Consider the following 14,177-nt stretch of genomic DNA (forward strand, 5'->3'; position numbering starts at 1 on the left):
TTAGCTCAAATTACCACTTTTTTACAATGAGGGTAGAGTTGGTTCCTCCAAACCCAAATGAATTGGACAAAAATACATCTATATTTTTATTCGTTGTATTTTTTACAATATTTAGCGCTGAGGTATCAGTATCGGGGGTTTCAAAATTGATATTGGGGGCCATAAATCCGTGCTCCATCATAATGCTGGAATACACGATCTCACTGGCGCCCGCCATCCAGCATTCGTGTCCGGTCATTGATTTTGTGGAACTTACGGGTGTATTGCAGCCCTGGAATACTTCTGCAATGGCTTTGGCCTCGCTGGCATCCCCTGCCGGTGTACTGGTGGCGTGCGCGTTGATATAGTCGATCATACCAGGCGCTATCCCGGCATCATTCAGAGCCATCCGTAGTGATTTGGCCGGTCCGGCCACGGTGGGATTGGAAATATGCTCCCCATTGGATGAAAATCCATAGCCGATGACTTCTCCCAGGACATGAGCACCTCTTTTTTGGGCCGACTCCAGGCTTTCCAGGATTACCGTAGCAGCCCCGCCACTGGGGATAAGCCCATCGCGGTCTTTGTCGAATGGACGAGACGCCTTCTCCGGTGCATCTTCCCGTACCGAAAAAGCGCCGAGGGCATCGAAAGTACCCATCGACAGGTGATTGATCTCCTGCGCGCCGCCGGCAACTACACAATCCTGCAAGCCCATTTTTATAAGGATATACGCCAGGCCAATCGCATGTGAGCCACTGGCGCAGGCCGCGCTTACGGTTAAGTTGATGCCTTTTAATTTAAAGATGGTGGCCAGGTTCATGGTTACGGTAGAGTTCAGGGTTTGAAAAACCGCCGCCGACCCTACCAGCATGGTGTCTTTTTTTTCGCGGATCAGGTCTGTAGATTCGATCACCGCTTTTGCGGAACTGTCGTTGCCGTAAAGAATGCCCGGCTCCAGCCGTGCCAGGTCCTCTTCAGAAAGACCCGCCTCCTGAAGGGCCTCGATGGTTGCCATATAGGCATACTCCCCTTCTTCCGGAAGCATGATCCGGGAGCGCCGGTCCAGCAATCCTTTTAACGAAGGACGCTCAACGAAACCCGTAAGCGCAGACCGGTATCCAAATGCTTTACGAACGGGATCGAATATGATCCCCGATTTTCCCTCATACAGGGAATCTTTTACTTCCGCAAGGTTTTTGCCAATGCAGGAATAAATACCACGACCTGTGATCACCACTCTGTTCATTCGTGCAAATTTAACAGGAAAACACATTCATGCCGGTCACTAAAAAGGGTTACACCCAAACAGGCGAACCCTCTCTTTGATCGCATATGAATCCGTACATTATTTTACAGTAAAGCCAGCCTCATGATCGCCCCATAAAAGCGAAACCTGGCCGTTATCACTGATGGTATAGGTTAATGCCTCTGCAAATTTTGCCGGCTTTTTGCTCTTTACTGTAACCCGGAGGGCATCGTCGGCCTCGCTGTACTCCGTACCCCACTGATCCCATTTTTTGCTGAAGATAAAGGTCCAGTCGCCATTGCCGGTTAACACATGCAACCCGTATTTTCCAGCTGGCAGCTGTTTTCCGTTAATGGTAGCGTCCTTGCTTAATTCAAAAAGCGTGGTTTTGTTAGCGCCTGCGCGCCATACTTTTCCGTCCATAGGTTCTACATCCTTTCCAACGGTTCGTCCTTTTACTGACGGCTGACTGTAATTGATAGAAACAGTTACACCCGATTTAATCGTCTTTGAAACAGCCGCAGGCGGACTGGCGGGTTTTTTCTTTTCACCGTTCTGGGCAGATACTCCGATCACGAGGCAGATACCTGCCAAAAAAAATAATAGTTTTTTCATATAATCTTTTTTAAAAGTTTTGCATCAACAAGCGTTTTCTTTGAATTCCTTCTGCAAACCCGGCACGGTTGTAATCATATACCCGGCTGCCAGATAAAGATAGCAAAAATCAAACCCATTGCATAAAAAAGGGATTGTTTCATTTTTCCCGGGCCTTTTACACGCCTCTGCAGGTAATGGCTTACCCGGTTATCAATCTTCTCTATGCACACCGGATGCTTTATGCCATGGACTCATCTTCAGTGATGCGCCCATGAGTTGAAAAATATTGACACTCCAAAAAGATGGTAACCGACAACATTCTCCAGGATAACTTATTAAAAAAAATACAGGTTTTAGATGCCGGTTCAAGAACAATCATTCAAATGTCATATTTTGTTAATACTTTCGCATTAATCCGGGAGTATTTGCCCATACTCCGGCCCTTTAAATAAACGTTTTAAACTCTAAACCATGATGATCAGAGAATCATTCAAACTCACCGTGGGTTTATGCCTCGGACTGTGCCTCTACAGTTGCCAAAAAAGCGAAGTAAATCCTGGTGCTCCCCAACCACCATCACTGTCTGCTGAAAGTAAAGCCCAGCGCCTTACGGGAACGGGTTCAGGCGAAGATTATATCCCCGGCCAGCTGCTTGTAAAATTCAAAGACGGAACTCCGGCCAAAAATAAAACGGCGATCCTTACAAAGTTAAAAGGGAAATTGAGGGATAAAGCGAATCCAAAATCCATTCCCGGTTTTGAAGATGAGGGCGATATCGACCTCATTGAAACCTCATCGGATGTACTTGCAGCTATTAACGACGTAAAGAATGCACCGGAGATCGATTTTATCGAACCCAATTATATTTACCACGCGGCTGAGGTACCCAATGACCCTTACTATACCAATGCCCAGTGGAATATGCAGGCCGGCGGATACGGCTGTCAGGCCAGCACCGCCTGGAACAATCATAAAACAGGCTCAGGCAATGTATATGTAGGTGTTGTTGATCAGGGATATATGTATCAGCATGATGACCTGAAAAATAATGCCGGCGTGAACCCCGGTGAAATTCCAGCCAACGGGATCGACGACGACCAGAACGGTTATATCGATGACGTTTATGGCTGGAACTTTTATCAAAACAACGCCGCCGTTTATAACGGCAGTGATTTTCATGGCACCCATGTTGCCGGCATTATCGGCGCCGAAGGCGGCAACGGGATTGGTGTAGCCGGTGTGGTTTGGAATGTAAAACTTCTAAGTGCAAAATTTATGGAAGGCAACAGTGGCACGGCTTTTAGCGCAGCGTTGGCTATTGATTATTTTATTGCGCTCAAAACAAAACAGCAATTGAATATTGTTGCGCTTTGCTGTTCCTGGGAAGGCAATACCAGCTCCAAAAACCTGGAGGCAGCCATCCGCAGAGCCGGCAGAGCCGGGATACTGATCATTGCCGCCGCCGGTAATAATACCAACAACAATGATAAGGTTCCGGTATACCCCGCCAGTCTGAAAATGGACAATATCATCTCCGTTGCCTCTATCGGCCGCAACGGCAACCTGTCTTACTTCTCCAACTATGGGGCAAAAACCGTTGATATTGCCGCTCCCGGCGAGTCTATTGTTTCTACCTATCTGAACAATAGCTATGCGGCATTAAGCGGAACATCGATGGCGGCCCCGCATGTAGCAGGCGCAGCGGCACTCTATGCCTCTGTACATCCCGGTGCCGGAATGAAAGAAATAAAGTCGGCAATCCTTAACGCCGCAATTCCCACTCCGTCGCTTTCGGGCAAATGTCTTACCGGGGGCCGGTTAGATATCAGCATGTTTTAACCGGCATCCTGCATCTGCTCAGAAGAGGCTGTTTTCCCATTCAGGAAGCAGCCTTTTTTGATTCGATGCCCCAGTTGCCGATAATGCTTAAATAATCCTCGCAGGAGCATTTATACAGAGCCGTCTGCAACAGCATTTCAGAATTCTGTATATTTGATCTGGATCTGAAACGCTTAACTGTTTATCTCCAACATGTTCAATATGAAAACCATCCTCGCTGCTTTTTTGATGCTGATGCTATCGCTTTCCGTAAACGGTCAGATAAAACGGTACACGTATTATTTTGACGCCAGCCTGGCACCTACCCAAAAAGAAAAGGCCTTTGTTTATGGCAAGGGACTCAAACAAGATTCACTGGTGTGGGTCGATTTCTTTTTAATACATAATGATCAAAAGATATTTTCGGCAACCTATACCGATTCTTCTTTAAACGTATTGCATGGAAAAAGCATCGACTACTACTCAAACGGCCGTGTACAACAGGTAAAACGTTATGTATGGAACGAGCTGGACGGCCTTATGCAACAATGGGATAGCACGGGCCGTCAAACCGATTCTATTATTTATGTAAGGGGCGCTGTTTCCTTCAAAAAGAAATTCCGGTATTTTACAGGAAGTACCATTATCAACGAAGTGATTACAGATAGTATCCGTAATACCTTGCAGGATATCAGTTATGACACCGCGGGCCGGAAGACCCGGGCTTTTATTTTTTCCGGCAATACCGGCATCGAAAAGATCTATCATCCTGATGGCTCTGTAACCAATGGCGACAGCCTTTATACCCGTGAAGAAAAAGATGCCGGTTTTCCCGGAGGCACCAAGGCCTGGATGACCTACCTGACCCGTACACTGGATGCCACACGCCCGATACGGGCCGGAGCTCCGGTCGGGCAATATAGAGTTATTGTACAGTTTATTATCGATACAGCAGGTAATATTTCAAATATAAAAGCGCTAACCAGTAACGGTTACGGGCTGGAGGATGAGGCCATCCGGGTGATCCGGCGTTCAGGAAAATGGACCCCAGCCCGGCAGTATGGCCGTTTTGTGAAAGCTTACCGCAAGCAGCCCATTACATTTAGCGTTACGGGCAGATAAACTCCGGTTTGCTTTTTGCACCAATACATGCGCCGGGACTTTGCATATTTCCTCTTTTTGTTTTTACAGATCCTTTAACGGTTCTGCGCACTACCCGTGTTAAACTTTTTATATTGTCTTCGTTCCAATAAACGTATCCGCTTTATTGATTAAAATGATGTTCTATGAAAACGTTTAAAACAGTAGTTTGGGGATCGCTGGTGGTACTATTCCTCTCGGGCCTTGGTTCCTGCACCGTAAACGCCTATCCTCGTACACCCCGGCACCGTGTGTGGATTCCAGGTCACTGGTCGCCGGGCTACCATGGTTACAGGCACTGGGTAAGAGGTCACTACGAATACCGTTAAAAGGGTGTAAAAAAGCTCCTTTAATAAGGAGCTTCGTTTTATCTTCCATGCGAACCGGTTTAGAGCTTGTCCAGTTCGCCTTTTACAAATTCCATTAGCCCTTTAATGTGATCGGGTGACAGATCAAATCTTAATCCCGCAGCTTCAAAGAGCTGGGGCAAGGGGCGGGTACCGCCCAGGCTCAGGGCCTGTATATAATGATCCAGGGCCTGCGTCTTATCTTTTTTATATTGCTGCCACAGGCCAATAGCACCCAATTGAGCAATGCCATATTCGATATAATAAAATGGCACTTCATATAAATGCAATTGCCGTTGCCAGCTGAAGTTCCGGTAGTCTTCAAGTCCGCCGGTATCCAGTGTTTGCGGAGTAAAGGATGCGAGTATGGATTGCCATGCCGACAACCGCTCTCCGCGGGTATGCGTGGGGTGCTCGTAAATCCAGTGCTGAAACTGGTCGATGGTAGCAATCCAGGGGAAGATGGTCAGTACGCGCTCCAGTTGCTGTTCATGTGCCCGTTTCAGTTCTTCCGTGGTTTTAAAAAAACCGGTCCAGTGTTCCATGCTGAACAATTCCATGCTCATGCTGGCCACTTCAGCGATCTCGGTCGGGTATTCTTTAAAAGCCGATAACTTTAACGGATGCGTTAAAAAAGAATGAATGGCGTGGCCGCCTTCATGCACCATGGTGGTTACATCATCCATGGTACCCGCAGCATTCATAAATATAAATGGTGCACCCGTTTCCGCCAGTGGGCAGTTGTATCCGCCCGGAGCTTTCCCCTTACGGCTTTCCAGGTCGAGCCGGCCCATTTCATTCATCTTCCGTAAACAGTCTCCAAAAAAGGGATTCAGCTCATTAAAACAATGGATGGCTTTTTCCACCAGCTCACTGCCGGTATTAAAGGGACGCAGGGGCTCGGTACCCGCAGGTTCCGCATCGATATCCCAGGGCCGCAGTGTATCCAAGCCCAGTTTTTCTTTTTTCTGTTGATAGATCTTATCCACCAATGGCAATACATGTTGCTTTACCGCTTCATGAAACTGGAAACAGTTTTCCTTGTTGTAATCAAAACGTCCCAGCTCGGCAAAACGGTAGTCCCGGTAATTTTCAAAGCCTGCATTCAATGCTACCTGGTGGCGTTTTTTTAAAAGTGAATCGAAAAGATCATCCAGGGCATCCTTATCCTGCAGGCGCCGGTCACCAATTTTACGGTATACGCTTTCCCGCAAAGTCCGGTCCGGGCTTTCCAGGAATTTGGCGGCCTGCTGCAGGGTATATTCCTGGTCATTTACAGTAACAGTCATTTTTCCTGCGATAGCACCGAATTGCTGTGCCTCTACTGCCAGCTCCGATTGCAAGGGAATATTTTCTTCCCGGAACAATTCGATATTTTTCTTAACATTCCGGAGATAGGTAAAATATTCCGGAGCAGTAAGTTCATTTGAAAGCGGGTTTTCGATCAGCTTCCGGTTCAGCTGGTCGGCATAGGGTTGTATCTTGGGCTGAATCTCCGTCATAAAAAAAGTAAACGACTCGGCCAGTGCTGTATCCGTTGTATCACGCGTCATATTGATCTGGCGCCAGCAAGCTTCCTCACTTACCACGGCTTCCAGTTCACTGATGTCCTGCAGCCACCGGTTCAGCGCTTCCATATCAGGTAATTCCCGACCTGCGAGGTCTTTAAAATAGGGCTCCAGCGTTTGCCAGTCTGTAATCTTGAAACCCGCAGGTAAAAACTGTCTTTGTAAGGGTTGAATATTTGCGTCTAATTTCATGTTGATCATTTTTCAATTATGCTGTTCGGAGTAACGGTCAAACGGGTACCCGGAGCAGCAATATACTTTATAAAAAGCAAACCATCATCCAACAATACGCCCCCGTTGTAGCGGGGGCGGTAGTTATAAAAATGAGGTATTGATTAATCTTCTTTCTTTTTTGCGGCTTTTTTTGCAGCGGCTTTCTTGGCGGGTGCCTTTTTTACCGGAGCTTCCTCAGCTTCCTGGGTTTTTGCTGTTGCTTTTTTTGCTGCCGGTGCAGGGGTTTCTTCTACTACCGGTGTTTCTTCGGTTGTTTCTTCCGGAGCTTCCGTTAGTTTAATTTCGATATTGTTTTTTTGGAGGAGATCAAACCATTTCACGATTTTTTTCATGTCGGAGATATATACCCGGTCAAAATCCATGTCGGGGTATACTTTTTGAAAATACGCTTTGATGGCCTTATCATCTTTTACATCCGGTAAAGCAGTACCGTCAGCTTGCATGGCATTAAACACATCCACCAGGTTTACATTATCCCTGATTGTATAAATTTCTATGCTTTCGAGATGTGAAAACTGATGAATGCGGGAAGATGCAAATTTGGTTGTTTTGTCGTTCAGGGAGCGAACAATGGCCCCGTCGTTTTTACTGCTAATCAGCTCAAATAAGCCCGATAATCCACTAACTGCAACTAACTTATTATACTCCATGGTCATTTTTTAAGAGCCGCAATATAAATGACTTTTTTTAAGAATATGCCTAAATACGGTTATTTATGCGATTCTTTTCCGGATGAGGGCAAAAAGAAACCATGCAAGTCGTTATTTATCAATATTTTTCAGGTCCATCTGGATCCCCAACCGAAAGTTTGCCCCTTTTTCATCGTCCAATGGACTTTATACCCCTTATTTATGAAGCATATTGCATTATTATTCGTACTTGTGATGACCGGAGTTGCTATGAACGGACAATCTATAAAAGGCACTTTGATGGATCCTGTTGAGGGTTCCACGGTGGGCGGCGCTACCGTTCAACTGCAAAATGCTGCCGACTCCAGTATAAAGGCATCGGCAGTTTCAGACAAGGAGGGGAAATTCAGCTTCAACAATCTTAGCCTGGGTGCATATATTTTAAAAGCCACCTCTATCGGATTTGAAACCCTTGAAAAAGAAATCACCCTTTCAGATACGCTGCGGGATGCAGATCTGGGGGATGTATATATTCCCAAAAAAACCACTACCCTGGAAGGGGTGGTGATCGTAGCTTCTGCGCCAGCCGTAACCCAAAAGGGGGATACCACCCAGTTCAGCGCCAGCCAATACAAAACCAACCCCGATGCCACGGTGGAAGACCTGATTAAGAAAATGCCGGGTATAACGGTAGATAAGGACGGTGCGGTGACCGGTCATGGTGAACAGGTAAAAAAGGTAACAGTTGACGGCAAGGACTTTTTTGGGGATGACGCTTCTATGGCATTAAAAAACCTGCCCGCCGAAGTTGTAGATAAAATACAGCTATATGACCGGATGAGCGACCAGGCCCAGCTAACCGGGTTCGATGATGGGAACACGGCAAAAGCCATCAATATTGTAACAAAATCTGGCCTAAGAAACGGTCAGTTCGGGCGCATATTTGCCGGCTATGGAACCGATAACCGCTATTATGGCGGGGGTAATGCCAGTTTTTTCAGCGGCAACAGGCGCATAACACTCCTCGGCAATTTTAATAATATCAATCAGCAAAACTTTGCCCAACAGGATGTGCTGGGAGTTATGAGTAGCGGCGGCCGTGGTGGTGGCGGACGCGGCGGCGGCGGTCGTGGTGGTGGCGGTTTTGGTGGCGGACCACTGAATGTGGGTCAGGCCCCGGGTATTAGCCAAACCAATGCGTTTGGAATCAATTTTTCTGATCAATGGGGCAAAAAAGTATCCATTACTGCGTCTTACGATTTCAGGAACAGCACCAACAATAACGAATCGTTTACATTTTCGCCCACCGTTACTGAGGACAAGCGCACGCTTAACCTTTCTACAAACAACAAGTCTACTTCCAACAACAATATGCACCGGATCAATATGCGCTTGGAGTACAAGATCGACTCCAATAACACGATAATGTATATTCCCAGCTGGACGTTTCAGAACAATAGCAGCACGTCGAGTACTTACAAAACTGCTATCTATGAAAGTGGAGACAGCTCCTACATTTCCGACGGAAGCAGCCGGTCTAACAGAAGCGGATTCTCCCTGGGAAATAACTTAATGTATCGCCACAGTTTTAGAAAACCAGGGCGTACTTTTTCCACATTCCTGCAAGCTAATTTTTCTAAAAATGATGGGGATAGTTATAACCTGACCAACCTCCAAAAATTTGAGAACATTAATTTGCCGGATGTCCGGAATCAATACAGGACAAACCCTACAAATGGCGCTAATTACTCAGCCCGGATTAACTATACAGAACCTATAGGTCAGCAGGGAATAATGGAGCTGAGCTATTCGCCGAGCGTACGTATCAATAAAAGGGATCAGAAAACCTACGATTATGATGGGATCGATTACACACTTTTTAACCCTGGACAATCCAACAATTTTAAAAGCACTATCACCACTCATACAGGAAGCGCAAATTATCGATTAGGAAAGGGACGGGATAACCAGTTTTCTGCAGGGTTTGATGTTCAGTATTCCGACCTCAGAAGCGACCGGATCTATCCCTCTCCGGTTAAAACCAGCCAGGATTTTGTGGCGCTTCTACCCAATCTCCGGTGGTCGAAAAAGATCGGAGACTACAGCAATCTCCGGGTATATTACCGGGCCAATACAGATTTCCCTAGTGTAGACCAGTTACAGGATGTAGCGGATAGTTCAAACCAGACCAATATTGTCAAAGGTAACCCTAACCTTAAGCAATCCTATAGCCATTGGGGATCATTTCGCTACATTTATGCCAATACCCGCAAAGGCAACAGTTTTGCAGCCAATTTTTCGTATTCCGCTGCGCAAAACTACATTACCAGCGATGTGGTTAACAACAAAGGAATTACGAACACTACTTACATCAACCTGAACGGATACCAGAACTTCAATAGCTTTTTGGTTTATGCCTTCCCTATTAAATATATCAAGTCCAACTTTAGCATTACCGGGAGCTATAATTATAGCAACACGCCCAGCAAGTACAACAACGTAGTGGGTAAAGTTGCCAGGAATACATTGGGAAGCGGCGTATCATTGAGCAGTAACATCAGCCAGTATGTAGACTTTACGCTCCGCTACGATTTAAACTATACGCAAACGGCGAGTACTCTGGAAAATGCCGCCAGCGGGCAAAATTATATACAGCAAAGTCCCAGCTTGGCGCTGAACCTGTTGTCAAAAAACGGATGGTTTATCAATACCAACCTCTCCTATGAGGGCTTTCATTTTACCAATAACGATGCTAAAGGAACTTATTACACATTATGGAATGCCGCTGCCGGAAAAAAATTCCTTGCTAAAAAACAAGCAGAATTAAAATTATCTGTATTTGATATTTTAAAACAGAACAATAGTTTCAGCCAGTCACTTAATGATTATAACCTCGTACAAACCACTACCACAAAAGTATTGCGCCAGTACTTTATGCTCACGTTTACCTACAGCCTGCGCAGTTTTGGCAAGGGGAAAGCACCGGCCCGTGAAGAGGGTGGCGAACACAGAAGAGAATGGCAGGGAGGCCCTCCCGGTATGATGCGCGGCAGCGGACGGCCCGGCGGCCCAATGTTTTAACCGGTACTATCCGTTTTTTTTGTAATATCGCCGAATTAACCGGTATTACATTGCTGAACGAAGAAATATTAGTACAGGAATTAAAGCAGGGCAATGAAGCCGCGTTTAAACAGGTGGTTGACAACTACCAGAATATGGTCTACAATACCTGCCTGGCCATTGTAAAAAGCGAGGAGGACGCCGAAGACATCTCCCAGGATGTATTTGTGCAGGTTTTCCAGTCGATCCATTCGTTTAAAGGAGAATCTAAACTATCTACCTGGATCTACCGGATCGCTACCACCAAATCGCTGGACTTTGAACGCAAAAAAAAGCGGAAAAAACGGTTTGGATTTGTGCGCAGCATTTTTGGAGACGACAGCCAGGTGGTGGTGAACCCGCCGGATTTTCAACATCCCGGTATTGTATTGGATAAAAAAGAAAATGCGTCTATTTTATTCAAAGCGATTGATCAACTCCCTGAAAATCAGCGGATTGCGTTTATCCTGAATAAGGTTGAAGGATTAAGCTACCAGGAAGTAAGCGAGGTACTGGAAACTTCGGTATCGTCCATCGAATCTCTGTTGCACCGGGCTAAAAACAATCTTCGAAAAATCCTGGAAAAAGACTATAAACCCCGTGGGTAAAAGAAAAGCGGAAAAATGACGTCGAATACTATTAATAGGATATATTTAGATACTGTAGCAATCATGAAACTTTAAACCCGTTTTGAATGAAAGAGCAAAATCATATCGAAACCATCCTTAACAGCCTGGATGGCATCGAAAGGGCCGAAGCCCGGCCTTTTATGCATACCCGGGTAATGGCCCGTTTGAAGGAGGAATCCAATTTCTGGACCCGGACCGGCAGTGTGATCGCAAAACCGGTTGTGGCTGTTTGCTGCCTTGTAACGATCCTGACCGTAAATATTTACCTGATCGTTGATGGTAACAACAAGCAGCGGGCAGAAACAGTTACCACTGCAGGAACCGAATCGGATATCCTGCAAAACGAGAATTTTATCCTGGCCTCCAACACCAGCTATGATTTTAACAAATAAAGGAATGAACAATACGGAACGAAATAAGACCCTTATTTTTATCATCGCCTTGCTTCTGATCACCAATCTGGCATTACTGGCATATACCTTTATCTTTTCCAAAAAGCATTCTTTCGACAAAGAGCGGGAAGGTTTTACCGCTGCCCTGAAAAAAGAAGTAGGATTTACCGATCGCCAGCTTGAACAGTTCAAACAATTAAAAGAAAAACACTGGGCCAGTGCTAAAACAGATATGGAACAGATCCGCAAGATTAAACAACGGCTATTTGATCTTACCAAACAGCCCGTTGTACCTGACAGTACCGTTGCACTGCTGGCCGACTCCATTGCTGTGCTGCAAAAAAGAGCAGAAATAAAAGCCTTTCATCATTTTAAAGCAACCCGTGCCATCTGTACGCCTGAGCAACAGCTCAAATACGATTCACTTATGACAAAGATCATCCGGCAGGGACGAAACGGACGCCCCATTCCCGTAAGTGCTTCCAATAAATAAAAAATTATACGACCTTGCAACTTTCTTACCGGCACAAGACCTCTTGTACTATATAAACGCATCAAATCACATAATTTTGTAACATGAGAAGCAGATTGATTCTGGTTTTAGGACTGTTTTTGACGCTAAGCACTTCCCTTTATGCACAAAAGGAAAGCGTTGGAGAGAAGGTGAGTGCGGTCTTAACAAAATTTGATGCAGCCATAAAACCAGACAAAAACAAAAGAAACAGTATAGAGACCATCTTTACCGACTTTTATACAGCGCAGGAAAAATTGCGCGATAATATCCAGGGATCCTCAACGCTGGCCCAGGGATTGCAGCAGGATTACCAGAGCGTACGGAAACAGAATGAAGGTCTTTTTGCAGAACGGGATAACCAGCTAAAAAAAACACTGACTGCCGACGAATATAAAAAGTGGAAAGAAGAAATTGAGCCCACTCTGCGCAAAGCTGGAAAAAAATAGGCTATTATTTTTCAGGGATCCCAGAAATGAAGAAGCGACCATGTATTAAATAAAAAGAAGCGGTTCAGATTCCTGTTCCTGCTATTTGAGCATAAAATCGCTGGCAGTTATTCCTGTTTTGCGTAGCCGGAGCCCGCCGGACCTGCATTAATTTACAGAAAAAAGATAGAGTTTATCTGTATTCGGCAGGGTATCGTGATCCTGAACTACTGCAACCTGGTGACCGTCATCGGACCACACAACCGAGTGAATCTGCTTTTTTAACAGAGGCAGCTGCGTCTTAGAGAAATCGGAAATCCTGAGGATGAATGTTTCCTGCTCGTTGTTGATGTAAAACATCAACCGGCCGTCGGGACTTAGCCAGGCCTTGGTGAATTCAATATCCAACGGCTTTCTTGCTATTACCTGTTCCGCCTGGTAGGTAACGATAAAGCTGGTATCCTCCGTCATCAGGTGATTATCGTCCAGGAAAACCAGCCGATCACCCGGCAGCAAGGTGAATTTAGCGTCAAGGTTGCTGTACTGCCGGATACCGAAATTGTGCAGCGTATCCCGGCCCCGCATTAACAAATGAGAATACTCGTTGGCAAGTCCGGGTGCTGAATCCTGCGGGCTGTAAACAGTAAATGCGTAGTTATTACCGGCTCCGTATACATCCCCCAGCAGATCATAGAGCCGGTGCCGGATCCGTGCCCCATACAGCAGCTCAGTCTTTTTTGTAAACAGATTGTACCGGTGTAACGAAATGCCGGCGGCATAAGGGCCATTTACAGCATCCCCGGTTTTATAAATAATCCTTGCGGAGTCTGTAAATACCGGTTCCATTAGAAATCCGCGCGCCGCTGTAACCGCGTTAACCACTTTTTTTGACTGTAATTCAAAAATGCGGATCCCGTTTCCTTTCAGCGATTCCGCTATAATCCTTGCACCATTGAGCGGTTTTTGCTGGTTAGCGTAAACAACCCGCTGGCTGTTGGGCGAAAAACGCGGCGCCCAGCCATAATCCAGCAACATCAGGTGATGATTCCTCAGGTCATAATGCGCAATCACCGGGTCAAGCAAACGACTGGTATCCTTCCCGATACTGATCAGGTTTTCTATCCCCGGAGGCCCCGCTTTAACAGCTCCGGCTTCTTTATTCCGGAGGCGTTTTACAAATACCAGCTGATCGCCCTGTTTATTTATGGAAACCCCCTGAAGAATATGGCCCTCCTGGAACCACTCCAACCGGAGTTCCGTTTTTGGTGATTGTGCAGCCAAACCGGTAATAAAAAAAAGTAAGAAGAACGTTGTAATTCCTTTCATTAATACTGGATCCGTTTAATTGCAATCGCATTATAAATATAGCGTTTATAAGACGCAGACGGGAGCCTTTTGTTGTCTCAGTTAAAATTATTAATGTTTTATTAGCAAATAGAGAAGGGCTAACCGCATTCCTACAGCAGCTATATAAGGCAAAGCTTCTTTTGGAAACCAATCACTTATTCTCATATGTGCCGCTTTTACGAAGCAGGCTTCCAGGCAAACGCGCTCCCT

The 14,177-nt window shown here is 45.8% G+C and carries 13 protein-coding genes; 8 read left to right on the top strand and 5 right to left on the bottom strand.

Annotated elements, in window-relative coordinates; genetic code table 11:
• Window positions 1–10 precede the first annotated feature (10 nt).
• Window positions 11–1,228: a beta-ketoacyl-[acyl-carrier-protein] synthase family protein gene (locus tag LL912_RS15040; protein ID WP_235554397.1), complete on the bottom strand. Its 1,218-nt coding sequence runs from the start codon at window positions 1,226–1,228 to the stop codon at window positions 11–13.
• Window positions 1,229–1,327: 99 nt separating this feature from the next.
• Entirely contained in the window at window positions 1,328–1,843 is a 516-nt protein-coding gene (locus LL912_RS15045; RefSeq protein WP_235554398.1) for a DUF2911 domain-containing protein, read from the bottom strand.
• Between the two features lie 453 nt (window positions 1,844–2,296).
• Here LL912_RS15045 and LL912_RS15050 point away from each other — a divergent pair, with 453 nt between their 5' ends.
• The 3 genes from LL912_RS15050 (at window position 2,297) to LL912_RS15060 (ending at window position 5,112) form a co-directional block, all read left to right on the top strand.
• Entirely contained in the window at window positions 2,297–3,664 is a 1,368-nt protein-coding gene (locus tag LL912_RS15050) for a S8 family peptidase (protein WP_235554399.1), read from the top strand.
• A gap of 201 nt (window positions 3,665–3,865) precedes the next feature.
• Window positions 3,866–4,765, top strand: coding sequence for an energy transducer TonB (locus tag LL912_RS15055; protein ID WP_235554400.1), 900 nt, complete (start codon window positions 3,866–3,868; stop codon window positions 4,763–4,765).
• A 164-nt stretch (window positions 4,766–4,929) separates the two neighbouring features.
• Window positions 4,930–5,112 carry a hypothetical protein gene (locus LL912_RS15060; protein ID WP_235554401.1) on the top strand — a complete coding sequence of 61 codons (183 nt, stop codon included), beginning with the start codon at window positions 4,930–4,932 and terminating at the stop codon, window positions 5,110–5,112.
• Window positions 5,113–5,171: 59 nt separating this feature from the next.
• On the opposite strand, the gene LL912_RS15065 is transcribed toward LL912_RS15060, so the two are convergent.
• Both LL912_RS15065 and LL912_RS15070 read right to left on the bottom strand, forming a co-directional pair.
• Window positions 5,172–6,890, bottom strand: a complete 1,719-nt coding sequence (locus LL912_RS15065) for a M3 family oligoendopeptidase (RefSeq protein WP_235554402.1) — start codon at window positions 6,888–6,890, stop codon at window positions 5,172–5,174.
• 143 nt (window positions 6,891–7,033) lie between these two features.
• A complete protein-coding gene (locus LL912_RS15070; protein ID WP_235554403.1) occupies window positions 7,034–7,582 on the bottom strand; it encodes a DUF5606 family protein in 549 nt (182 codons plus the stop codon).
• 201 nt (window positions 7,583–7,783) lie between these two features.
• On the opposite strand from LL912_RS15070, the gene LL912_RS15075 reads away from it, so the two are divergent.
• The 5 genes from LL912_RS15075 to LL912_RS15095 all read left to right on the top strand — a co-directional run bounded on the left by LL912_RS15075 (window position 7,784) and on the right by LL912_RS15095 (window position 12,641).
• A complete protein-coding gene (locus tag LL912_RS15075) occupies window positions 7,784–10,642 on the top strand; it encodes an outer membrane beta-barrel protein (RefSeq protein WP_235554404.1) in 2,859 nt (952 codons plus the stop codon).
• Window positions 10,579–11,268, top strand: coding sequence for an RNA polymerase sigma factor (locus LL912_RS15080; RefSeq protein WP_235554405.1), 690 nt, complete (start codon window positions 10,579–10,581; stop codon window positions 11,266–11,268). Before LL912_RS15075 ends, LL912_RS15080 begins: the two co-directional genes overlap by 64 nt.
• 86 nt (window positions 11,269–11,354) lie before the next feature.
• The gene (locus LL912_RS15085) at window positions 11,355–11,681 is read left to right on the top strand and encodes a hypothetical protein (protein ID WP_235554406.1); all 327 of its coding nucleotides are present in this window, start codon (window positions 11,355–11,357) and stop codon (window positions 11,679–11,681) included.
• Window positions 11,665–12,174: a Spy/CpxP family protein refolding chaperone gene (locus tag LL912_RS15090; protein WP_235554407.1), complete on the top strand. Its 510-nt coding sequence runs from the start codon at window positions 11,665–11,667 to the stop codon at window positions 12,172–12,174. The genes LL912_RS15085 and LL912_RS15090 overlap by 17 nt, the downstream gene beginning before the upstream one ends.
• A gap of 83 nt (window positions 12,175–12,257) precedes the next feature.
• A complete protein-coding gene (locus LL912_RS15095) occupies window positions 12,258–12,641 on the top strand; it encodes a hypothetical protein (protein ID WP_235554408.1) in 384 nt (127 codons plus the stop codon).
• A 147-nt stretch (window positions 12,642–12,788) separates the two neighbouring features.
• Here LL912_RS15095 and LL912_RS15100 read toward each other — a convergent pair whose 3' ends face one another.
• Window positions 12,789–13,946, bottom strand: coding sequence for a TolB-like translocation protein (locus LL912_RS15100; protein WP_235554409.1), 1,158 nt, complete (start codon window positions 13,944–13,946; stop codon window positions 12,789–12,791).
• Between the last annotated feature and the right edge of the window lie 231 nt (window positions 13,947–14,177).

The organism is Niabella agricola (genome assembly GCF_021538615.1).
GTDB classification, from domain to species: Bacteria; Bacteroidota; Bacteroidia; order Chitinophagales; family Chitinophagaceae; genus Niabella; species Niabella agricola.